Origin of the sequence: Kitasatospora sp. NPDC059646 (genome assembly GCF_042734615.1) — a bacterium.
GTDB lineage: Bacteria > Actinomycetota > Actinomycetes > Streptomycetales > Streptomycetaceae > Kitasatospora.
In genome coordinates this window covers 30,781-53,297 of sequence record NZ_JBHWDS010000034.1, presented here as the reverse complement: position 1 = coordinate 53,297, position 22,517 = coordinate 30,781, and the positions used below count along the sequence as shown (strand labels likewise).

16 protein-coding genes and 1 tRNA gene are annotated in these 22,517 nt (G+C 75.0%); 5 read left to right on the top strand and 12 right to left on the bottom strand.

Annotation, left to right across the window (positions count from 1 at the left end):
- Nucleotides 1-10 precede the first annotated feature (10 nt).
- The gene (locus ACFV1L_RS23235; protein ID WP_380368651.1) at nucleotides 11-859 is read right to left on the bottom strand and encodes an ABC transporter permease; all 849 of its coding nucleotides are present in this window, start codon (nucleotides 857-859) and stop codon (nucleotides 11-13) included.
- A complete protein-coding gene (locus ACFV1L_RS23230) occupies nucleotides 856-1,782 on the bottom strand; it encodes an ABC transporter ATP-binding protein (protein WP_380368649.1) in 927 nt (308 codons plus the stop codon). The genes ACFV1L_RS23235 and ACFV1L_RS23230 overlap by 4 nt, the downstream gene beginning before the upstream one ends.
- A 135-nt stretch (nucleotides 1,783-1,917) precedes the next feature.
- Between ACFV1L_RS23230 and ACFV1L_RS23225 the strand changes: the two genes are divergently transcribed.
- Both ACFV1L_RS23225 and ACFV1L_RS23220 read left to right on the top strand, forming a co-directional pair.
- Nucleotides 1,918-3,141 carry a sensor histidine kinase gene (locus tag ACFV1L_RS23225; RefSeq protein ID WP_380368647.1) on the top strand — a complete coding sequence of 408 codons (1,224 nt, stop codon included), beginning with the start codon at nucleotides 1,918-1,920 and terminating at the stop codon, nucleotides 3,139-3,141.
- On the top strand, nucleotides 3,138-3,812 hold the full coding sequence (locus tag ACFV1L_RS23220) for a response regulator (protein ID WP_380368644.1): 675 nt from the start codon (nucleotides 3,138-3,140) through the stop codon (nucleotides 3,810-3,812). The genes ACFV1L_RS23225 and ACFV1L_RS23220 overlap by 4 nt, the downstream gene beginning before the upstream one ends.
- An 18-nt stretch (nucleotides 3,813-3,830) precedes the next feature.
- Here ACFV1L_RS23220 and ACFV1L_RS23215 read toward each other — a convergent pair whose 3' ends face one another.
- The 3 genes from ACFV1L_RS23215 to ACFV1L_RS23205 are packed head-to-tail and all read right to left on the bottom strand — an operon-like array spanning nucleotide 3,831 to nucleotide 9,269.
- The gene (locus ACFV1L_RS23215; protein WP_380368643.1) at nucleotides 3,831-6,953 is read right to left on the bottom strand and encodes a WD40 repeat domain-containing protein; all 3,123 of its coding nucleotides are present in this window, start codon (nucleotides 6,951-6,953) and stop codon (nucleotides 3,831-3,833) included.
- Entirely contained in the window at nucleotides 6,920-8,341 is a 1,422-nt protein-coding gene (locus ACFV1L_RS23210; RefSeq protein WP_380368640.1) for an ATP-binding protein, read from the bottom strand. The genes ACFV1L_RS23215 and ACFV1L_RS23210 overlap by 34 nt, the downstream gene beginning before the upstream one ends.
- A gap of 58 nt (nucleotides 8,342-8,399) precedes the next feature.
- Entirely contained in the window at nucleotides 8,400-9,269 is an 870-nt protein-coding gene (locus ACFV1L_RS23205; protein WP_380368638.1) for a hypothetical protein, read from the bottom strand.
- 145 nt (nucleotides 9,270-9,414) lie between these two features.
- On the opposite strand from ACFV1L_RS23205, the gene ACFV1L_RS23200 reads away from it, so the two are divergent.
- Nucleotides 9,415-9,488: transfer RNA gene (locus tag ACFV1L_RS23200), tRNA-Met, on the top strand.
- A gap of 67 nt (nucleotides 9,489-9,555) precedes the next feature.
- Here the strand turns inward: ACFV1L_RS23200 and ACFV1L_RS23195 are convergent.
- The 6 genes from ACFV1L_RS23195 to ACFV1L_RS23170 form a co-directional block, all read right to left on the bottom strand.
- A complete protein-coding gene (locus ACFV1L_RS23195; protein ID WP_380368637.1) occupies nucleotides 9,556-10,413 on the bottom strand; it encodes a PaaX family transcriptional regulator C-terminal domain-containing protein in 858 nt (285 codons plus the stop codon).
- An 88-nt stretch (nucleotides 10,414-10,501) separates the two neighbouring features.
- On the bottom strand, nucleotides 10,502-12,880 hold the full coding sequence (locus tag ACFV1L_RS23190; RefSeq protein ID WP_380368634.1) for a bifunctional salicylyl-CoA 5-hydroxylase/oxidoreductase: 2,379 nt from the start codon (nucleotides 12,878-12,880) through the stop codon (nucleotides 10,502-10,504).
- Nucleotides 12,877-14,487, bottom strand: a complete 1,611-nt coding sequence (locus tag ACFV1L_RS23185) for an AMP-binding protein (protein WP_380368631.1) — start codon at nucleotides 14,485-14,487, stop codon at nucleotides 12,877-12,879. The genes ACFV1L_RS23190 and ACFV1L_RS23185 overlap by 4 nt, the downstream gene beginning before the upstream one ends.
- A complete protein-coding gene (locus ACFV1L_RS23180) occupies nucleotides 14,484-15,410 on the bottom strand; it encodes an acyl-CoA thioesterase (RefSeq protein WP_380368629.1) in 927 nt (308 codons plus the stop codon). Before ACFV1L_RS23180 ends, ACFV1L_RS23185 begins: the two co-directional genes overlap by 4 nt.
- The gene (locus tag ACFV1L_RS23175) at nucleotides 15,410-15,913 is read right to left on the bottom strand and encodes a cupin (RefSeq protein WP_380368626.1); all 504 of its coding nucleotides are present in this window, start codon (nucleotides 15,911-15,913) and stop codon (nucleotides 15,410-15,412) included. Before ACFV1L_RS23175 ends, ACFV1L_RS23180 begins: the two co-directional genes overlap by 1 nt.
- 96 nt (nucleotides 15,914-16,009) lie before the next feature.
- Nucleotides 16,010-16,816, bottom strand: a complete 807-nt coding sequence (locus tag ACFV1L_RS23170; RefSeq protein ID WP_380368624.1) for a fumarylacetoacetate hydrolase family protein — start codon at nucleotides 16,814-16,816, stop codon at nucleotides 16,010-16,012.
- Between the two features lie 137 nt (nucleotides 16,817-16,953).
- Here ACFV1L_RS23170 and ACFV1L_RS23165 point away from each other — a divergent pair, with 137 nt between their 5' ends.
- Nucleotides 16,954-17,388: a RidA family protein gene (locus ACFV1L_RS23165; RefSeq protein ID WP_380368621.1), complete on the top strand. Its 435-nt coding sequence runs from the start codon at nucleotides 16,954-16,956 to the stop codon at nucleotides 17,386-17,388.
- 102 nt (nucleotides 17,389-17,490) lie between these two features.
- Here ACFV1L_RS23165 and ACFV1L_RS23160 read toward each other — a convergent pair whose 3' ends face one another.
- Nucleotides 17,491-18,726 (bottom strand): peptidase S8, encoded by a 1,236-nt coding sequence (locus ACFV1L_RS23160; RefSeq protein WP_380368618.1) that lies wholly within the window; start codon nucleotides 18,724-18,726, stop codon nucleotides 17,491-17,493.
- Between the two features lie 431 nt (nucleotides 18,727-19,157).
- On the opposite strand from ACFV1L_RS23160, the gene ACFV1L_RS23155 reads away from it, so the two are divergent.
- On the top strand, nucleotides 19,158-22,517 hold a 3,360-nt coding region (locus tag ACFV1L_RS23155), incomplete at its 3' end, for a hypothetical protein (RefSeq protein ID WP_380368616.1).

The following is a 22,517-nucleotide window of genomic DNA, read 5'->3' as shown; positions in this document are numbered from 1 at the left end:
GGGCGTGCGTTCACTGGTCCCGCCGCGGCAGGACGGTCAGGGTCAGCAGCACCGCGACCGCCGACCAGACCAGGTAGACCGCCCAGGCCCCAGCGGCCGAGGACGGGTACGGCTGGCCGGTGGCCGCTCCGACCAGCCCCAGTCGGGCCCAGGCGTTGAACGGCTGCGCGTGGGCGACGACCGCGCCGAACCAGGTGTTGTCGCGGGCGAACATCGGCACGAAGAACAGCAGCGCGAACATCGCCGCCATCGCCGCCACGCCGTGCCGGATCACCGCGCCCAGCGCCAGACCGACCAGCGCGCCCAGCGGCGCGAGCAGCGCCGAGGCGACCAGCAGCCGCAGCGCACCCGGATCGCCGATCGACACCCCGCCGTACCGGCCGGCCAGCATCGCCTCGTCCAGCCAGAACGACACCGACGCCACCAGCACGCCGAACGCCGTCGCCGCGCCGGCCACCACCAGCACCTTGGCGGCCAGCACCTCCCGCCGGGCCGGCGCCGCCGCGAACGTCGTCCGCAGCAGCCCGCTGGTCTGCTCGCTCAGCACCGCGATCGCCCCCACCGCGCCCGTCACCAGCAGCACCAGCGACCCGCACGGGCGGGTGAACGCGTCGTGCAGCGCCCCGAACTCCGCGTAGTACGCCTGCTGTTCGGCGGTCCACGAGCCGAACTCGGCCCGCGAGGTACGGGCCCCGTTGGCGTTCAGGGCCACCAGGGCCAGTGCGCCGACGACCAGGAACCACGGGACCGACCGCAACGACCACAGCTTGATCCACTCGGCCGCCAGCAGGTCCGCGAACCGGGGCCGCGGGTCGGCGGGGGCGGTGGCCGGGTGACGGCCCGTCGGGGTGCTGCTCATGCCCGTGCTCCTGTCGTGCGGCCGGCCGCCGCGTACTCCACGCTGCTGCCGGTCAGTTCCATGAAGGCCTGCTCCAAGGAGCCGGTCAGGGTGGTCAGTTCGTGGATCAGCACGCCGCACGAGACCGCGACGCCGGCGATCGTCAGGGCGTCCGGGCCGGTCACCGTCAACAGCCCGTCCGGCTCCCGGACCACCTGCGCGCCCGCCGCCGTCAGCGCCGGCACCAGCCCGTCCGGGGCGACCGCCCGGACCAGCACCGCGCTCCGCGCTCCGCGCGCCGCGAACGCCGCCACCGTCTCGTCCGCCAGCAACTCGCCGCGCCCGACCACGATCAGACGGTCCGCCGTGTGCGCCATCTCCGACATCAGGTGGCTGCTGACGAACACCGTCCGCCCCTCGGCGGCCAGCCGCCGGAACAGGGTCCGGACGAACAGCACCCCCTCCGGGTCCAGCCCGTTCAACGGCTCGTCGAAGATCAGCACCGGCGGGTCGCCCAGCAGCGCCCCCGCGATGCCCAGCCGTTGGCGCATGCCCAGCGAGAACCCGCCGATCCGCCGGTCCGCCACCGCCGACAGGCCCACCTCGCGCAGCACCTCCTCCACCCGGCCCGCCGGGATCGCGTTGCTGCGCGCCAGGAACCGGAGGTGGTCGCGGGCCGACCGGCCGCCGTGCGCGTCCCCCGCGTCCAGCAGCGCCCCCACCTGCCGCAGCGCCCGCCGCAGCCCGCGGCAGTCGCGGCCGGCGACGGTCGCCGTGCCGGAGGTCGGGGCGTGCAGCCCGAGGATCATGCGCAGCGTGGTGGACTTGCCCGCCCCGTTCGGGCCGAGGAACCCGGTGACCAGTCCCGGGCGGACGGTGAAGGACAGGTCGTCGACGGCGGTCACGCGGCCGTAGCGCTTGGTGAGACGGTTGACTTCGATCACGGGGACAACGCTGCCGCCCGGCACCGCCCGCACACAGTCGGCGACGGCGGACACTTCGGCCGACGCACCGTCAACTCCGGGATGTCATCCGCGGGCGACTGCGCCGGCCCGAGGAAGATCGCTACGCTCGGGCGCATGAACCTCACCCGGGTGCCGCCCAAAGTCCTCTCCCGCGTGGCCCCGGGCAGCTGGATGGTGCTGCTCTGGCTGGCCGTCACCGCGTACACCGTCTTCGAGCAGATGCACACCCGCGACGGCCTCTCCGTCCTCACCCTCAGCCTCGGCAACCAGCTCGACGAGGCGGTCGCCGTGCTGGCCGTGCTCGCCGCCGGCCGCCCGCGCCGCCGCCCGCTCACCGCCCTGTGCCTGCTGCTGTTCGGCACCGTCGTCTCCGTCATGGCGATGGCCGTCGCCGACATCCCGCTGCTCCAGTACCTCGCCGTCGACGTCGCCGTCTGCTACCTCGCCGCGACCCAGCCCGCCCGCACCTCCCTCACCGCCGGCGCCCTCGCCCTCGGCACCCTCCTCGGCTACTCCGGCCTGCGCGCGCTCACCGGCATGGACGCCTACGGCAGCACCACCGTCACCGGCGCGCTCACCACCGCCATCGCCTGGCTGATCGGCCACGCCGTCCGGCAGAGCCACACCCACGCCGACGCCCTCCGCGCGCAGGCCGCCGAACAGGCCGTCACCAGCGAACGGCTGCGCATCGCCCGGGAGTTGCACGACATGGTCGCGCACAGCATCGGCATCGTCGCGCTCCAGGCCGGCGCCGCCCGCCGGGTCTTCGACACCCAGCCGGACCGGGCCCGCGCCGCCCTCGGCGAGGTCGAGACCGCCGGCCGGGAGACCCTCGCCGGGCTGCGCCGCCTGCTCGGGGCGCTGCGCGACGCGGACGGCGGCGGCGTCGGGGCCGAGGCCGAACGGACCGCGCCCGCACCCGGGTTGGACGACCTGGCGGCGCTCGCCGCGACCACCACCGCGGCCGGCGTCCGGGTCGAGCTCGCCTGGTCCGGCCCGCGACGGCCGCTGCCGCCGGAGATCGAACTCTCCGCGTACCGGATCGTGCAGGAGGCCGTCACCAACGTGGTGCGGCACGCCGAGGAGCGGGCCTGCCGGGTCTCGATCGACTTCCGGCCGGACGAGCTGCGCGTCGCCGTGGTCAACTCCGGCCCCGCACGCGCCCCCCGGAGCGCCCACGGGTACGGGCTGGTCGGCATGCGGGAGCGGGCCGCCCTGCTGCACGGCGGCTTCACCGCCGGACCGGAACCCGGCGGCGGCTTCCGGGTGGCCGCCCGGCTTCCCGTCCCCCTTCCCGCCCGCGACGACCTCCTCCCGTCCCTGGAGCCCGCCCGATGACGTCCCCCGCCCCGACCCGCGTGCTGCTGGTCGACGACCAGCCGCTGGTCCGCGCCTCCCTCGACATGATCATCACGGACGCCCCGGACCTCACCGTCGTCGGCGAGGCCGGCACCGGAACCGACGCCGTCCGGCTGGCCGCCGAACTCCGGCCCGACGTCGTGCTGATGGACATCCGGATGCCCGGCATGGACGGCCTCGAAGCCACCCGCCTCATCACCGGGAGCGGCGACACCCCGCGGGTCCTCGTCCTGACCACCTTCGACCAGGACGAGCACGTCTACGGCGCGCTGCGCGCCGGCGCGTCCGGCTTCCTGGTCAAGGACATGGAACTCGACGACATCATCGCCGCCGTCCGGGTCGTCGCCGCCGGCAACGCGCTGATCGCCCCGACCGTCACCCGCCGCCTCATCGCCCACTTCGCCCGCCAGGACCCGGCCGCCGCCCCCGCCGCACCGGCCCCCGCCGTCGACGGACTGACCGGCCGCGAACGCGAGATCCTCACCCTGGTCGGCCTCGGCCGCTCCAACGCCGAGATCGCCGCCGAACTCCACCTCTCCGCCGCCACCGCGAAGACCTACATCTCCCGCCTGCTCGGCAAACTCGGCGCCCGCGACCGCGTCCAACTCGTCATCACCGCCTACGAGTCCGGCCTGGTCGGCCACCGCTGACACCGGGACGACGGCGCCTCAGGAGCAGGAGAAGTAGGCGAGTTCCTGGCCGTAGGCCAGCAGGAAGCCGCCCGGGGCGGTCCGGGCGACCGAGCCTTCGAACGGCAGGTGCCAGCGGTGCAGGGCCCGGCCGGTGGCGAGGTCCCACAGGACGGCGGTGCGGTCGAAGCCGGTGGTGACGACCGCCCGGCCGTCCCCCGGCCCGGCCACCCCGGCCACGGCGGTGACCCGGCCGGTGTGCCCCAGCAGGGTGTGCAGCCGGTGGCCGGAGGCGAGGTCCCACACCACGGCGGTGCGGTCCCGGCTGCCGGTCACCACCAACGGCCTGCCCCGCGGCCCGGGGACGACGGCGACCGCCAGCACCTCGGCCAGGTGGCCGGTCAGGCGGTGCAGCGCCGTGCCGCGGGCCAGGTCCCAGACGATCGCCGTCCGGTCGTCGCCGACGGTGACGGCGAGCCGGGCGCCGCCGGCCGCTTCGGTGAGGGCGAGGGCGGTCACGTCGCCGGTGTGCCCGACGAGCGGGAGCCGAAGGTCGAAGGTCTCCAGGTCCCAGACGGAGGCGGTGCCGTTGCGGCCCGCGGTGACCAGCACCTGCCGTCCGCCGGGCAGCCGGGTGACGGCGAGCGCGTGGATCGGCGTGCCGCTCTGCCGCCAGAACGCCTGCGACCCGGACCCGGGGTCGAGGTAGCGGACGACCGGCGTTCCGTAGTCGACCGTGACGGCGAACGGGGTGCCGTCCGGGGCGGTGGCGGCGGCGATCGGGCTGATCCAGCCGTCGTGGCCGGCCAGCCGGTTCAGGCGCTCGCCGGTGAGCGGGTTCCAGACCAGTGCCGTGTGGTCCTCGGCGGACGTCACGGTGCGGAGCGAGCCGTCCCGGGCGGCGGTGGTGGCCACCGAAGTGACCGCCCGGGTGTGGCCGCTGAGGGTCCGTCGGCGCTCGCCGGTGCGGGCGTCCCAGACGATCGCGGAGCGGTCCCGGCTGGCGGTGAGGATCAGCGGCTCCGGGCCGGCCTCGGTCCACTCGATCGAGGTGATCTCGCCGATGTGCCCGGACCGGGTGCGCAGCGAGGTGCCGGTGGACAGGTCCCAGACGATGGCGTTGCGGTCCCGGCCGGCGGTGACGACCAGCGGGGTGCCGCCGCGGGTGGCGCCGGCGGCGGCGGCCCCGACCCAGTCGGTGTGGCTGGTCAGGACGTGCAGGCGCTCGCCGGTGCGCAGGTTCCACACCATGGCGGAGCGGTCCCGGCTGGTGGTGACGGCCAGCGGGGTGCCGTCCGGGGCGGTGGTGGTGACGGCCGAGGTGACGGCGGCGGTGTGGCCGGTGAGGGTGTGGCGGCGGGTGCCGGTGGCGAGGTCCCAGACGACGGCGTCGCGTCCGCCGCCCGCCGTGACGGCCACCGGCAGCCCCGCGGGGGCGGCCACGAAGGTGCTCAGGGCGGAGAGCCGGTGCAGCGTCTCGCCGGTGCGGAGGTTCCAGACGATCGCGCTGTGGTCGCGGCTGGTGGTCACCACGACCGGGGTCCCGTTCGAGGTGGTGGAGACGGCGGCGGCGGTCACCACGTCGTGGTGACCGACCAGTTGGTGCAGCCGGTCGCCGGTGGTCGGGTCCCACACCAGGGCGGAGTTGTCCTCGCCGCCGGTCACCACCAGCGGGCGGCCGTGCGGGAGGACGGCGGTGACGACCGTGGTGACGGTGGCCCGGTGTCCGAAGAAGGTCCGCAGGCGCTCGCCGGTGGCGAGGTCCCAGACCTCGGCCAGGCCGTTCGCGCCACCGGTGACGACCAGTCGGGCGCCGTCGGGCAGGACGAGGGCGGCGACCGAGGTGAGGGCGACCCCGTGGAAGCCGAAGTCGGTCGCCCGGAGGGTGTGCAGGCGGGAGCCGGTGGTCAGGTTCCAGACCAGGGCGTCGCCGTCCTGTCCGGCGGTGACCGCCAGCGGCGTGCCGTCGGTGCCGGCGACGGTGACGACGGCCTCCACCGAGTGGCGGTGGCCCCGCAGGGTGTGCAGGCGGGAGCCGGTGGTCAGGTTCCAGACCATGGCGGTGTGGTCGCTGCCGGTGGTGACGGCCAGCGGGGTGCCGTCGGGCGCCGTGGCGGTCGCGGCCGCGGTCACCGTCCGGGTGTGCCCGGTGAGGGTGTGCAGCCGGGACGGATGGGACTGCCGGGTCGCCCAGCGCACGGTGGGCCGCGGGCCGTCGCCGGTGTCGAGGGCCTTGGTGAACGCGGCGGACAGCTCGGGCCGGCGCCACCCGGCGGCGTCCAGCGCCAGCAGGTCGCGCCGGACGTCGACGCGGTGGCGGCGCGGGTCGTGGGCGACCGTGGTGCGGTACACGTGGGCGTGCTCGGCGCCGAGCCGGGTCGTCGCGTGGTGCAGCAGCGGGCCGAGGGTGTCGGGGTCGGCGTGCACCAGGAACCGGGGGTCGTGCAGCAGCCGGTCGAGGGCGTCGCCGCCGGCCGCCACGGCGTGCTCGGCGGCGTGCCGCAGCAGGTAGGGCTGGGCGCGGCGCCAGTCGACCGGGGCGCCGTCGGCCGCGAGCAGCGAGTGGTGCAGGACGGCCGGGTCGACGTCCGGCCCGGTGTGCTCGACCAGCGCCTGGTGGAAGTAGCGGTACAGCAGACGGTGGTCGGTGTCCGGCGTGGTCCGCAGGTAGAACGCAGCCTTGGTCAGGACCCGCCGGGTGTCGGCGAGTTGGGGGGTCGGCCGGTCGGCGGCGGGCGGGCGGTGGGCGAGCGCCGCAGCGTGCAGCAGGTCCAGCGGCATGCCGTGACCCCGGGCCCGGCCGAGCACGGTCAGCACCGGCCGCACCCACGGGTCGGCGGCCGCGAGGGCGTCCACGTGCAGGTCGAACACCTCGGTGATGGTGCACGGCGGGCCGGCCGTCCCGCGGCCGGCCGCGGTGAGCAGGTGGTCGGCGTACAGGGCGGCCACCAGGAACGCCCCGTGGTCGCTGTAGTCGGCGATCCGGTCGGCGATCGCCCGGACCTCCGGGTCGGGGAACCGGCGCGGCGGCAGCAGCTTGCGCAGGTACGACCGCAGGTCCGCCGCGAGGGCGGCGCGGTCCTCGGGCGTGGCCGGGTCGAGGTCCAGCGCCGCCGCCGGACGCTCCGTCAGGCGGCGGCCAGGGACGGCAGGGAGTCCCACCACGGACGGGTGCCGACCAGCAGCCGGCAGCCGCCCGCCGGGTCGCCGCCGGTCAGCGGCAGGATCAGTTCGGCGACGACCTCCGCCGGGTCCTGGGCCTCGTCGAGGGCGTCCAGGACGATCAGCACGTCCTCGGCGGCCCGCAGTTCCCGCAGCAGTTCGGCCGGGCCGCCGGCGCCGCCCGGCGATCCGCCGTTCGGCCCGGGCCGAACGGCGCCGTCCGCCGTCTGCCGGTCGAGTTGGTGGCGCAGCGAGTCGGTGATCTGCCGGAGCGTCAACTGCCGGGCGTGGACGGCCAGGACGGTGGCCGGCGGGCGCGGAGCGAACTGCGGCACCACCGGGCGCACCAGTTCGGCCAGCGGCTCCAGTTCGGGGTGCAGCAGGCAGGTGGCCACCCCGAGCAGCGCGGACTTGCCGCTGCCCGGTCCGCCGGTGACCACCAGCAGGTTGTCACGCTCGTCGTCGGCGCGCTCCAGCCAGTCGGTGACGGTCGCCAACTGCGCGGTGCGTCCGGAGAATTGGACGACGTGGACGGTGGGGTTGCCGGCCGCCCGGGTGGCGAAGTGCAGCGGGTCCAGACCGGGGGCGCAGCCGAGCGCGAACTCGCGCAGCCGCGGGTTCATCCCGCTCAGCAGGCCCGCCTGCGGGTCGCGGGTGTGCGCCGGGTTGCGGAAGAACGGCTGCGGTTCCCCGGCCGCCGCGGCGTGCGGGGTGCGGACCACCGTCCCGCCGCCCGGGCCGTCGAGCAGCCGGTCGATCGCCGCGGCGAGCGTCTCGACCGGGACGAACTCCAGGGTGGGGGTGAGGTCGAGCGCGCCGTCGGCCAGCCGGTGCAGCACCTCGGCGGCGGCCGAGGTGAACCGCGCGCCGTAGGTCAGCGACCCGTCGGCGCAGGCTCCGACGACCGACACCCTGCGCGGCGCGTCCTGGGCCCGGCGCGCGGCCAGGTCGTTCAGCTGCTGCTGGACGACCGCCCGGCCCGCGCCGCACACGTCCAGCAGGAACAGCACCGGCCGGCCGGACAGTTCGGCGGCCTCCAGCAGGCCGGCGAAGCTCACGCAGGTGTCGAACAGCCGGTCCGCCGCGGCCTGCCCGTCGGCGGTCGCCAGGAACAGGCCGCCGCCGCCCGGCGACTGCGCGCCGTGCCCGCAGAAGTGCACCACCAGCGGCTCGTCCGGGTCGGCCGTGCGCCGCAGGCCGTCCCAGCGGGCGGTGAATTCGGCGCGGGTGCAGTCGAGCAACGGCTCGCCGCCCGGCGGCGCCCCGGCCCGGTCCAGCGCGGTGGCCAGCGCCCGGGTCGCGTCCGCGACCGCCGGCAGCGGCGCGAAGGCGGCCGTCCCGTCGGCCAGTTCGTCCTCGTCGAGGGGGAGTGCGGGGAAGCTCCCCACTCCGGCTACCAGCGCCCGTGCCACCCGGCCCCGGCCTTTCTTGAGAGGTGATCGACGGTCAGGACAGGTAGGGCGCGACGGCGGCGGCCAGCAGGCCGTTGGCGAGGTAGCCGCCGAAGCCGTGGAAGCCGAGGCCGTTGCCGGTGGTCTCCTCGTGGTCGACGGGGAAGACCTCCGCGAGGCCGGGCGGCACCGCGACCAGGTCGCCCGCGTCCGCGAGGTTCACCCACCGGCCGACCCCGGCCGGCCTGGCGCCGCGCCCCGCCCGCAGCGGCGGATCGAGGCGACGGGCCAGCGAGGGCACCCGCAGCGGCGAGCCGACCGTCACCAGCAGGTCGACGGCCGGCTCGGGGAAGGCGTGCAGCGTCTCGTAGGCGACGTACGACCCCAGCGAGTGCGCGATCACCACGCTCGGCCGCTCCCGGCGGACCGCCTCCGCCACCCGGTCCCGGACCAGGGCGCGCCGCTGCGGCCAGGTCGAATAGGCCTCCACCTCGCGGAGGTTGGCCACCAGCGCCCGTTCGATCCGGCGGACGGTCCGCTCCCGCACCGCCGCGGTCAGCCGCCCGCCGCGCTCGCGCACCAGCACGCCGAGCAGGTGCCGCAGCGGCGCGAGGCCGACGTTCTGCGGTTCGGCGGGCAGCACGGCTCCGGCCGCGGCCAGCCACTCGGCGGCGGCCGCGCGCTGAGCGGGCGTCAGCTCCTCGAAGCCCCCGGCCGCTGCGGCGTCCTGGGCCTGCTCGGGCAGGTCGGGCCGCAGCAGGTCCGCGTAGTAGGCCATCGCCACCTCGGGGGCGGGGACGGACAGCCGGGCGAGGCCCGCCGCGAGCCGGTCGCGGCAGGCGTCGGCGCGGACCCGCGCCGCCTGCTCCGGGGTCGCCCCCGCGACGTGGTTGAAGATTCCGTGCACCAGTACGACCGACGCCACCCGTGCCTCCCAAGTCCCGTCCCCGACGCACTCGTTGGCTCATCCCACCACAGCCGGGGCGCCGCCTGCCGGGCGGTTGCGGAACCGGTCCGAACGGCCCGTGGTCGGTCCGGCCTCCGACGTGCTGTATTGTTGGGTTCACCGACGCGGGGTGGAGCAGCTCGGTAGCTCGCTGGGCTCATAACCCAGAGGTCGCAGGTTCAAATCCTGTCCCCGCTACTGACAGGGCGGGCCCGGAACTCTCGTTCCGGGCCCGCCTTTTTGGCGTTGTCCGCCGCCCCGGCGTTCAGGGCCTCCGGGGCTGGGCGGACCAGTACGGTGCGGCGTGCGCGAGGGCGCGGCCCTCCAGCGCGGCGACCAGGCGTTCGAAGAGGCGGACGGCGGCGGGGCCGGACCAGTCGGCGGGCAGCACCTGCGGGGGCAGGCCGGGATCGCGGAACGGGAGCTTGCGCCAGTCGTCGACGACGGACAGGTAGCCGACGAAGGCCTGCCGGCCGTCCACGAAGGCGGCGGCGGCCAGGCGGTCGGCCTCGGCGGCCCGGGCGGTGATGAACTCCCGGTAGCGGCGGTCGATCTCGGCGAGGTCCCAGCCCTTGCGGACCATCGCGGCGAGGTCCTGCCCGCCGACGTGGTCGCCGGTGAAGACCGCGCACTGGTCGGTCAGGTCGAGCTCGCCGATCGCCCGCCCGGCGGCCGGCAGCATCCGGGCGGGGGCGATCCACACCGCCGCGCCGATGTTGCCGAAGCCCAGCGAGGTCAGGTGCGCGGTCAGCCGGTGGCGCTTGGCCCGGGCGGACTCCGGTACGGAGAAGTTGACGAGGCACCAGCCGTCGGCCAGGTCGGCGGGCTGCCGGGCGTGCCAGATCACCTCGTCCCCGGCGGCCAGCGCCTCCAGTGCGGCGGGCGTCAGCGCGTAGCCGCGCGCCCCGCCGCGGGTCTCGGCCGCCAGCCAGCCGCGCTGCTTGAGCCGGAACACCGCGGTGCGGACGCTGGAGGCGTCCAGGCCCGCCTGGGTGAGCAGTTCGACGGTGCCGGCGATCGGCATCCAGTTGCCCATCTTGCGGACGACGGCGCCGAGGAAGGTCACCAGCACGGTCCGGGAACGGCGTGCCGCGGTGGGCCGGGCGTCCTTCGTCTCGCTCATCCCACCGAGTATGGCGGACGCCGGGCACATGATCGCACCGCCACCGCCACCGCCACCGCCACCGCCACTGCCGCCGCCGGGCGGGGGCTCACGCGGACACCCCGATCCGGCGCTCCGGCCTCCACCGCAGGTGCACCGGCCCGGCCGGGCCCTCGCGCAGCAGCGAGAGGCGGGGCGGGACCCGGTCGGTGCGCGAGGTCGGCGGCCGGCGCCGCCCGGCCTGCCACTGCACCGGCCACTCGGCGCCCGCGCCCCGGTAGTCCTGCTCGGCCGCCGCGTGCAGCGTCCACTGCGGGTCGTACAGGTGGGTGCGGCCCAGCGCGCACAGGTCCGCCCGCCCGGCCAGCAGGATCGAGTTGACGTCGTCGTAGGACGAGATCGCGCCCACCGCGATCACCTGCACCCCGGCCGGCCCGGCCACCCGGTGGCGGATCTTGTCGGCGAACGGCGTCTGGTACGAGCGCCCGTAGGCCGGCCGCTCCTCCTTGGCCACCTGCCCGGAGGAGACGTCGATCGCGGCCGCGCCGTGCGCGACGAACGCCCGGGCGATCTCCACCGCGTCCTCGTCGGTGTTGCCGTCCGGCAGCCAGTCGGTCGCCGAGATCCGCACCGTCACCGGGATCCGCTCCGGCACCGCCGCCCGCACCGCGTCGAACACCTCCAGCGGGAAGCGCAGCCGGTTCTCCAGGCCGCCGCCGTACGCGTCGGTGCGCCGGTTGGCGACGGGGGACAGGAAGGACGACAGCAGGTAGCCGTGCGCGGCGTGCACCTCGATCAGGTCGAAGCCCGCGTCCACCCCGCGCCGCGCCGCCGCCGCGAAGTCCGCCACCACCCGGTCCAGGTCGGCGCGGGTCGCCTCGCGCGGCAGGTGGCAGCCCGGCCCGTACGGCAGCGCGGACGGCCCGATCACCTCCCAGTTGCCGTCCGGGAGCGGCTCGTCCATGCCCTCCCACATCAGCCGGGTCGAGCCCTTGCGGCCGGAGTGGCCCAGTTGCAGTCCGATCCGGGCCGAACTGCGCTCATGGACGAAGGAGGTGACGCGCCGCCAGGCGTCGCGCTGCCCGTCGTTCCACAAGCCCGGGCAGCCGGGCGTGATCCGGCCGTCGGGCGAGACGCAGACCATCTCGCTCATCACCAGGCCCGCGCCGCCGAGGGCCTTGGAGCCCAGGTGCACCAGGTGGAAGTCCCCGGGCACGCCGTCCACCGCCGAGTACATGTCCATCGGCGAGACGACGATCCGGTTGCTCAGCCGCAGCGGGCCGATCCGCACCGGCTGGAACATCGCCGGAACGGTCTCGGCGGAGCGCTGGCTGCGGGCGAACTCGCGCTCCATCAGGGCGGCGAACTCCGGGTCCCGCTCCTTCAGGTTCTCGAAGGTGATCCGGCGCGAGCGGGTCAGCAGGTTGAAGACGAACTGCGCGGGCTCCTGACCGGCGTACATGCCGATGTTCTCGAACCACTCCAGCGAGGCCTGCGCCGCCCGCTGCGTCGACTCGACCACCGGCCTGCGCTCCGCCTGGTACGCCTCCAGCGCCTCGGCCACCGTCGGCCGCTCGTGCAGGCAGGCCGCCAGCGCGAGGGCGTCCTCCATGGCGAGCTTGGTGCCGGAGCCGATCGAGAAGTGCGCGGTGTGCGCGGCGTCGCCGAGCAGCACCACGTTGCCGTCGTACCAGCGCTCGTTGCGCACGGTGGTGAAGTTCAGCCACCGCGAGTTGTTGGTGCGCACCCGGTGGCCGGCCAGCTCGGCGGCGAAGATCTCCGCGATCCGCCCGACCGCGTACTCGTCGGACTCGCCCGGCCCGAACTCCCGCCCGGCGGTGCGGTCGAAGCCGGCCCGCCGCCACACGTCCTCGTGCATCTCCACGATGAACGTCGAGCCCTCGTCGGAGTACGGGTAGCCGTGGATCTGCATGGTGCCCCACTCCGTCTGCTTGACGAAGAACTGGAACGCCTCGAAGACCAGGTCGGTGCCCAGCCAGATGTACTTGTTGCGCCGGCCGTCCAGCGACGGGCGGAACGCCCCCGCCCGGGCGGCCCGCACCGCCGAGTGCACGCCGTCCGCCGCCAGCACCAGGTCGTGCGTCGCGGACAGCTCGTCCACGTCCGGCGCCGGCGTCCGGTAGTGCACCCGCACGCCCAGCTCGGCGGCCCGCCGCTGGAGGATCTGCAGCAGCTCCTTGCGGCCCATCGCCGCGAAGCCCTGCCCGCCGACCGTGAACCGGTGCCCGTCGACGTCGACGTCGATGTCCGTCCAGCGGGCGAAGCCCCGCTCCATCGCGGCGTGCACCACCGCGTCGGCGCCCGCGATGCCGGTCAGCGTCTCGTCGGAGAACACCACGCCGAAGCCGAAGGTGTCGTCGGGCGCGTTGCGCTCCCACACCGTCACCTGGTGCGCCGGGTCCAACTGCTTCATCAGCGCGGCGAAGTACAGCCCGCCCGGGCCGCCGCCCGCGATCGCGATCCTCATGCCGTGCCCTCCACGATCCGACGGAGCCTGAAGTGCTGGAGCTTGCCGCTCGGATTGCGCGGCAGCGCCGCCACGAACCGCACCTCGCGCGGGTACTTGTACGGCGCGATCTGCTGCTTCACGTGGTCCTGGATGCTGCGCGCCGTCGCCGCGTCCCCGGCCGCGCCCGCCCGCAGCACCACGAACGCGCAGACCACGGAGCCCCGTTCGGCGTCCGGCGCGGCCACCACCGCCGACTCCAGCACGTCCGGATGGCTGTCCACGGCCGCCTCCACCTCGGGGCCGGCGATGTTGTAGCCCGAGGAGACGATCATGTTGTCGCTGCGCGCCCGGTACCAGAAGTAGCCGTCCTCGTCGCGGACGAAGGTGTCGCCCGTGACGTTCCAGCCGTTGACCACGTAGTCCGACTGCCGCTCGTCGTCCAGGTACCGGCAGCCGACCGGGCCGATCACCGCCAGCCGGCCCTCCACGCCCGGGCCCAGTTCCTCGCCGTCCGGGCCGAGCACCGCCGCCCGGAACCCCGGCACCGGCCGGCCGGTCGCCCCCGGCCGGATCTCGTCGTCCGCCGCCGAGATGAAGATGTGCAGCAGCTCGGTCGCCCCGATGCCGTCCACCACCCGTATCCCGGCCTCCGTACGCAGCCGCTCCCACACCTCCCGGGGGATGTGCTCGCCCGCGCTCACCGCCCGGCGCAGCCTCGAAAGCCGCCCCGCCAGACCGGACTTGACGATCTGCCGGTACGCGGTCGGAGCCGTCGCCAGCACCGTCACCCCGTGCTCCGCGACCAGCCCGGCCAGTTCCGCCGGCGTCGCCGACTCGGTCAGGAACGCGCACGCGCCCGCCCGCAGCGGGAACACCACCAGCATGCCCAGGCCGAACGTGAACGCCAGCGGCGCCGTGCAGGCCACCAGGTCGTCCGGACGCAGCCGCAGCGTGCACCTGCCGAAGGTGTTGTCGATCGACAGCAGGTCGCGGTGGAAGTGCACGGTGATCTTGGGGACGCCCGTGGTGCCCGAGGTCGGCCCGAACAGCGCGACGTCGTCCGCCGCCGTGTCCACCGCCGCGAACCGCCCCGACTTCGCCGCCGCCCGCCGCACCAGGTCGTCCGCGCCGCCGCCGCCGAACGCCACCACCGGGACGCCCTCGACGCCGTCCGCGAAACGGTGGTCCACCAGCGCCACCGCCGGCCGGGTCTTGGCCACGATCGGCGCCAACTCCCGCGCCCGCAGCGCCGCCATCGTCGCCACCGCGATGCCGCCGGCCCGCAGCACACCCAGCCAGGCCGCCACCGCCCACGGATTGTTCGGCGACCGCAGCAGCACCCGGTTGCCCGGCACCAGCCCCAGGTCCTCCGCCAGCACCTGCGCCACCTGCGCCGACCGCAGCTGCAGCTCGCCGTACGTCCACAGCTCCCCGCCCGGCGTGCGCAGCGCCGGCCGGTCCGGGCCCAGCGCCGCCACCTGACGGTCCAACAGCTCCACCGCCGCGTTCAGCCGCTCGGGGTGGCGCAGCAGCTCGGTGGTGAACTCCAGCACCGGCCACTGCTCCGCGGGCGGCAGGTGCTCGCGCGCGAACGGGTCGCGGAACCCCGACGGCACCCCGCTCACCTCCCCGCCCCCTCGCGGATCATGCCCTCCTGGAGCACCGTCGCCAGGTGCACGCCCTCCGGCGTGAAGAACCGCCCCTCGCCGAGACCCCGCCCCGACTCCGCCGCCACCGCCCGCTGCGCGTACAGCAGCCAGCCGTCCAACTCGCCCGGCCCCGGCGGACGGTGGAACCACATCGCATGGTCCAGACTCGCCGTCACCAGCCCCGGCCGCGCCCACGCCAGGCCCAGCACCCGCAGCACCGGCTCCAGGATCGTGTAGTCGCACACGTAGGCCAGCGCCGCCGCGTCCCGCTGCGCCCCGGTCAGCCCCTCCACCGGCCGCAGCGCGTCGAACGGCCGCACCCACACCGCCTGGTGCGGCGCCCGCCCGCCCTCGACGTCCAGGTACAGCGGGCCCGGCACGTGCCGCAGGTCGAAGCTGCGCCCCGCCGACCAGTACTCCTTCGCCGCCCGGGTCATCGTGCCGCCCGCGCGGTCCGCCAAGTACGCGGCCGTGTCGGGCAGTTCCTCCGGCCCGGGCAGCCCGCTGGGGTACGGCTCGGGCAGCGCGGCCGCGTACCGGCCGCCGGGCTCGCCCGCCGCGAAGTTGGCCAGGCACACGTACAGCGCCTTGCCGCGCTGGTAGGCGCGCACCTGCCGGGTCGCGTAGCCGCGGCCGTCGCGCAGCACCTCCACCTCGTGGCGCACCGGTTCGCCGATCTCGGCCGGGCGCATGAAGTACGAGTGCATCGAGTGCAGCGCCTTGCCGTCCTCGACCGTCCGCATGGCGGCGGCCGCCGCCTGTGCGACCAGGTCGCCGCCGTACGCCTTCGGCCACGGGCAGGGCTGGGTGACGGCGGTGAACGCCAGGTCGAAGTGCTCGGGAGCGACCGGCTCCAGGGCGACGGCGGCGGCGAAGGACTCCGAGGTGGTGTCGGCCATCAGGGCCGGTCCAGCCAGTCGGGCAGCTCGGCGTCCGGCACGTCGGGCAGGTTGACCACGATGTTCTCCGGCGTGCGGGTGGTCATCCAGGTCAGCGGCCGGTTCCGGTCCAGGTTGCACTCCACGTGCGGCATGAACGGCGGGACGAACACCCAGTCGCCCTCGGCCAGGTCCACGTAGTCGGCGAACCTCGCGCCGAAGTAGATCCGGCCGAGCCCCGACAGCACGTACCCGCCGGTCTCCGCCTCGCCGTGGTGGTGCGGCACCGAGCGGTAGCCGGGCTCGTTGCCGACCTTGCCGAACCACAGCCGGGTCGCGGGGGTGTGCTGGATGCTGATGCCCGAGATCCGGGTCGCGCCGGCCGACTGCCCGGTGTCGCCGGGCTCGGCGCCGGCCCGGGTGACCACCGGGACCACCAGGCCGCCGGCGGTGGCGTAGGCCGAGTTGTCGCCCTCCAGGAGGTACGAGCGGTAGTCGGGGGAGTTGCCGGGGGTGGGGTCCATGGAAAGCTCCTCGTCGTGGCTGGGGGCGGTTCGAGAGGTTCTCTTCTGATGGATCGTCGGCTCTGCCGGGCCGCCCGGTGCTGCGGCTCGCCGCGGTCAGTCCCGGAAGCGCACCGTGTTGCGCAGGGCGCCGATGCCGGAGACGGAGGTCTCCAGCACGTCGCCGTCGGCGAGGAAGCGCTGCGGGTCGCGGGCCGCGCCGACGCCGCCGGGCGTCCCGGTGAGGACCACGTCGCCCGGGCGCAGCACGGTGAAGGCGGAGACGTAGGCCAGCAGGTCGGCCGGGTCGAACACCAGCGTCCCGGTGCGGGCGCGCTGCACCTCCTCGCCGTTGACCCGGCAGACCACCTCCAGTCCGGCCGCCGGGTCCACCTCGTCCGGGGTGACCACCACCGGGCCGAGCGGGCAGGACCCGTCCCAGGCCTTGCCCTGGAGCCACTGCGAGGTGCGGCCCTGCCAGTCCCGCACCGAGACGTCGTTCGCCACCGTGTAGCCGGCGATCCCGGCCAGCGCCGTCGCCCGGTCGGCGCGCCGCAGCGTCGCACCGACCACCACGGCGAGCTCGGCCTCCCAGTCCACCTGCAGGCCGGGCGGCAGCACCAGGTCCTGCCGCGGGCCGGCCAGGGTGTCCGCGAACTTCGCGAACAGCGTGGGGTGGGACGGGAGTTCGTGGCCCATCTCGCGGATGTGCTCGGCGTAGTTCAGCCCGCAGCAGAGCACCTTGCCGGGCGAGGGCAGGGGCAGCACCGGGACGGCGCCGGGGATCTCCGCGCCGGGTCGCACCGGGGCGCCGGAGCGGAGGAACGCCGACAGGTCGGGCGCCGGCAAGGCGTGCCAGGCGCCGTCCTGGAGCACCGCGGCGCCGGTGGCGCCGCCCGGGTGGGCGACCGTTGCGAGCTGCATGGGAGGGACCTCCGCCTGGGCGCCGCCGCCCGGCCGCTGCCGGGCGCGGTGTTTCAATGTTTCTGCGGCCGTCACAAGACTGTCAATAGCTGCTACCGTGGCGGCCCCGACGGCAACCGACCCGCAGGAGACCCTCCATGGCGAGCCACTCGGCCCCCGTACCGGTCAACCCCGCCTCGCTGCCCCAGCCCCGCGGCTACTCGCACGGCACCCTCTGCGGCAACACCCTGCACCTCGGCGGGCAGACCGCCCTGGACCGCGAGATGCGGATCGTCCCCGGCGGCATCGTCGAACAGTTCCGGCAGGCGTTCTCCAACGTCCTCGCCACCCTCGCCGAGGCGGGCGGCCGCCCGGAGGACCTGGTGAGCATCACGCTCTACCTCACCGACATCCCCGACTACCAGGCGCACGGCAAGGAGATCGGCGAGGTGTGGCGCGAGCTCGCCGGCCCGGTCTACCCGGCGATGGCGGGCATCGGCACCACCGCCCTGTGGCAGCCTGAGGCGATGATCGAGATCCTCGGCGTCGCGGTCGTCCCCGACGAGCGGCTGGTCCGCCCGGCGTCGTCCTGATCCCTGACGGTCGATCACCGGGCGGGACACGCCGAAGGGCGGCGGCGCACAGGGGGTTCCCTGCGCACCACCGCCCTTCGGCGTGCCGCGGGTGAGGCGCCGTCAGCCCGCGAACGCCGCCATGCCGTTGGGGGTGCCGAGCCCGGTCGGGCCGTCGTAGCCGGCGGCCGCGGTGCACAGGTAGCTCGGCGAGCAGCTGCCGTTCGAGCCGGAGGTGACGTCGTTCAGCGCACCGGTGTGCGCGTACGGGAACGACGCCGGGCTGGACCCGGTCGACGGCGTCCCGGCCAGCGCGTACACGCTCGCGATGATCGGCGCCGACGCGCTGGTGCCGCCGTACACCGCCCAGCCGCTGCCGCCGTACGTCTGGTACACGGCCACGCCGGTCGCCGGGTCGGCGACCGCCGAGACGTCGGCGACGGTGCGCCTGGCGCAGCCGGTGTCCTTCTGCCAGGTCGGCTTGGCGTCGTACGCCGAGCAGCCGGAGCCCGCGCCCTCGGTCGAGTTGGTGTACCAGACCGACTCGCCCCAGCCCCGGGCGCTGGAGTTGCGGGTCAGCGCGGTGCCGCCGACCGCCGTCACGTACTTCGACGCGGCCGGGTACTCGACGCCGTACGCGCCGTCGCCCGAGGACACCGTGATGGCCACGCCCGGGTGGTTGAAGTACGAGGAGTCGTAGCTGGTGTCGGACGAGGACTCGCCGCCGCCGTAGCTGTTCGACACGTACTTCGCGCCGAGGCTGACCGCCGTGTTGACCGAGGTGCCCAGGTTCGCCATGGTCGCGCTGCTGGCCTCCACCAGGATGATGTGCGCGTTCGGCGCGATCGCCGACACCATGTCCAGGTCGAGCGATATCTCGCCCGCCCAGCCGGAGTTGGAGGTCGGCATCTTGGTGCCGCCGGTCTGGTTCACCTTCTTGAAGCACCCGTTCGCGGTGGTGCAGGCCGGCAGGCCGTACTGCGCCCGGTAGACCGCCATGTCCGACTCGGCGTTCGGGTCGTTGTACGCGTCGACGATCGCGATGGTCGCGCCCGCGCCGCCGTTCGCCGGCAGGTTGTACGCGCTCTGCAGGTCCGCCGGGCCGTAGCCGGACGGGGTGGCGTTCGGGGTCACGCCCAGCGCGTTGACGTGCTGCGCCACGCTGGTCACCTTCAGCGCGTGGCAGCCCATGGTGTCGCCCTTGGCGAGCGTGTCGCACGCCCGCACCCAGGACACCCCGTTCTTGCTGTACGTGGTGGGCGCGGACTGCGCGTCCGCCGGCGCGGCGGCGAGTCCGGTGAACGCGGTGAGCGCGAGCGCCGCGGCGCTGATGAGCGTGGGCGCGGTGAGGGTACGCAAGGGACTGCCTCCAGTGGTGGGGGAGCACGAGGGGGAGCGGCCCGCGAACGTGCGGCGGGGCAGGCGGGAGTGACGGCACGAACGGGGCCGAGGCTCCTGCGCCGGGGGGAATCGCACGGTGAGCCACCGACGACGCTAGTGATGATGTCCCGTCAACTGCAATGGCCCGGCCCCGGATTGGACCCGCCCTTTACCGCCGGGGCGTCCCAGGTGACGGTTCCTCCATACACAGAACCCCGGAGGTAAAGGACGCCCGTCTTTCTCATCTTCCGCAGCCGGCCGCACCCCCGCCGCACCCCCGCCGGGGCCCGGCCGTGCCGGGCCCGGAATATCGGTGGCGATGCTGTGTGTACGGCCCGCTAGACTCCGCCTGCCTCGAACTCCGGTGGACATCACCGGCGTTGGGCATTTTCGAACCTTTGGGGGGTTTGATGGGACTGCTGCCGTCCGCCGGCAGACCGAAGCGTTCCCTCGGGATCTTCACCGCAGGAGCGCTGCTGCTCACCTCGCTGATCACCCAGTCCGGCACCGCCTTCGCGGCCGCCGGCCCGGCCGACGCCAAGGCCGACGCCAACCCCGCGGCCGGAGCGCCGCAGACACCCGCCGCGTCCGCCCGGAAGCAGGCCGAGGCCGGGCCGCAGGCCGCGCCGAAGCCCGACCCGGAGGCCGAGCACAAGGCGGCCGTGAAGTCCCTGCAGGAGTCCGACCCGGCGGGCGCCTGCCCGGCCGCGCTCGACCCGCAGGCACCCGTCACCTGCACGATGACCGCGTACAGCACCGCGAGCCCGACGCTGAACCTGACGCAGGATCACGACCTGCTGCTGTTCCAGGTGCTCGCGACGCAGCAGTACTACCTGACCACCGCGCTCACCGCGCCCGACGGCTCCACCGTCGCGTGCGAGAACGTCGGCAACTCCTACGGCGGCGGCGCGTTCCGGTGCGCGACCGCGCAGGCCGGCACGTACACCCTGAAGCTGAGCAACTCCTACGGGGACAACACGGTCTCGGTCGCCTACCTGCCGCTGCTGTCCACCGGCACGTGCCGGACCGTGGCCGGCGCCGACAGCGCGCTCGGCACCGCCAAGTCGTTCACCGGTGCCCTCGGCACCGGCGCGGTCGGCGACTGCTACACCACCGACCTCGCCCCGGGCGACGTGCTGCGCACCTACGGGCCGGACTACTCGACCACCTGGACCGTCTACGACGGCACCGGCCAGCGGATCTGCGACTCCACCAGCGGCGACTCCGCCCGCGGCCTCGACTGCACGCTGACCGGCACCGCCCCCTACCGGGCGACCGTCCAGCAGATCGTCGGCCGGACCCTGGACTACACCTTCGCCGCGGCCCGGCTGTCCCGACCCGAGGGCTGCGCGGTCGCGCAGCCGCAGGCCTACGGCGACGCGCCCGACCTGACCTCGACCGCCCGCTGCCGCACCCTGCGGGTGCCGGCCGAGGGACGCTACCTCTACAGCCCGGCGAGCGGCACCGCAGCGAACCTGCCCGGGCGGCTGTTCCGGGCCGACGGCACCCAGGAGAGCTGCCAGAGCGGCGACTGCACGCTGACCGCGGGCGACCACACCTGGGTCCTCGACGGCAACGCCGGCGACCCGGGCGCCTTCGGCATGGCCCTGCGCTCGGCGACCGAGACCCGCGGCTGCACCGCCACCGCCGACGACGGCCTCGCCTCCGGCCCCGTCACCGGCACCTGGGCGACCGCCGGTCAGGCCCGCTGCCTGACCCTGCCCACCGCCTCCGGCAAGGGCCTGTACCTGCTCAACCGGCCGCCCGCCGACGGCGCCCCGGTCACCGTCGAGGTCGACGACGCCAACGGCACCGAGCAGTGCGACAACGGCGGCTACGGCTACACCGTCTGCAAGCTGACCGGCACCGCCCCCTTCCGGGCCGTCGTCACCGGCACCGCCGGCACGGCGTACGCGCTGGTGATCCACCGGACCGACAACGGCGCGGGCTGCACGGCCTGGCCGCAGTCCGGCTACGGCGGCTCCTGGGGCGCCGAGGTGTCCCTGACCCCGACCGAGCAGCAGCGCTGCCTCAGCGTCCCGGCCGACGGGCACGCGCCCGCCGAGATGCTGGACTACGCCAACACCCTCAACCGGGTGAACGCCGCCGTGTACGTCAACGACGGCTCCGGCAGCACCGTCTGCTCGGCGGTCGGCAGCTCCACCACCACCTGCAAGCTGACCCCCGGCGCGTCCTACACCGCACTGCTGGTCGGCTACGGCCAGGCGGACACGTACAAGATGGTCCGCCGCGACATCTCGCCCGGCGCGCAGTGCACCTCCCGGCCGTCGACCGCGGTCGGCGGCCCGTCCACCCAGTTCGACTTCACCTCCGCGCTGGACGCCCGCTGCGTGCGGGTCGGCGCCGCGCCCACCGACAAGTTCTGGCTGAGCAGCCGCACCGTCGGCGGCCGCTACGACCCGTCCACGGTGCTGATGGCGGTGGACGCCGACGGCACGGTCCTGTGCCGGCAGTGGGGCATCACCTGCAAGGTGAGCGGCTCGACCTCGTACCTGGCCCTGGTGGTCGCGTCCGAGTACCAGGACAGGCCGATCCACGCGAACGTCGACGTCTGGAAGGTCGGCGGGGCGGACGGCTGGGCCCCCGAGTGCGCCTCCAACGTCCTGTCGGCGGGCGGCTTCCCGCAGCACAGCGGACTGCTCACCGAGTCCGGCACCGCCTACTGCGGCGTGGTCGACCTGGACCCGAACCAGGGCTTCACCGTCGCGGGCACCACCAGCGCCACCGGCGCCGACGTGCCGTGGCTGGGGATCTCCGGTCCGGACGAGTGGACCGACTCCAACGCGCGCTACCAGTGCATGCAGAACTACGCGCAGTTCGGCGGCGCCTGCCGGAACAACGGCTCCACCGCCGGCCGGGCGCTGCTGATGGTCACGCCGGCCAAGGCCCCCACCCCGGTGGAGTACACCCTCCAGGGCATGGCCGGGGGCACGACGCCCAGGTACGGCCTCCCGGAGTCGATCGCCCCGGCCACCGGCCGGGCGGAGACCCTGGTGCCCGCCGTCATCCACGGCACCGGCCTGTCGCTGGGCAGCCGGATCGAGCTGGCCCCGGCCTACCAGAAGCCGGTGTACCCGCAGTCCGTGAACGCCGACGGCACCGCGGTGAACGTGCTCGTCGACACCCGCGGCCTGACCCCGGGCAGCTACGACCTGGTGGTCGACGGCATCGGGTACACCTCCGGCCAGCCCTCCCCGGGCTACCTGCCGAAGGCGTTCGAGGTCACCGCGGCGGACACCCCCGCCAAGTCCCGGTTCGTGCCGCTCACCCCGGCCCGGTTCCTGGACACCCGGGACGGCACCGGCGCCCCCAAGGCCCGGGTCGGCGCGGGCGGCACCGTCGGCCTGCAGGTCGCCGGCGTCAAGGGCGTCCCGGCCGACGGCGTCACCGCCGTCGTGATGAACCTGACCGCCGTCGACCCGAGCGAGGCCGGCCAGGTCACCGCGTACCCGAACGGGCAGAGCGCCCCCGGCCTGCCGAGCCTGTCCTTCGCCGCCCACCGCACCGTGCCCGCCCAGGTCACGGTCCCGGTCGCCAACGGCAAGGTCGACCTGCGCAACAGCACCGGAACGGTCGACCTGGTCGCCGACGTCGCCGGCTACTACACCGACGCCGCCGACCGGGGCTCCGCACTGACGCCGGTCACCCCCGCCCGGTTCCTGGACACCCGGGACGGCACCGGCGCCCCCAAGGCCCGGGTCGGCGCGGGCGGCACCGTCGGCCTGCAGGTCGCCGGCGTCAAGGGCCGT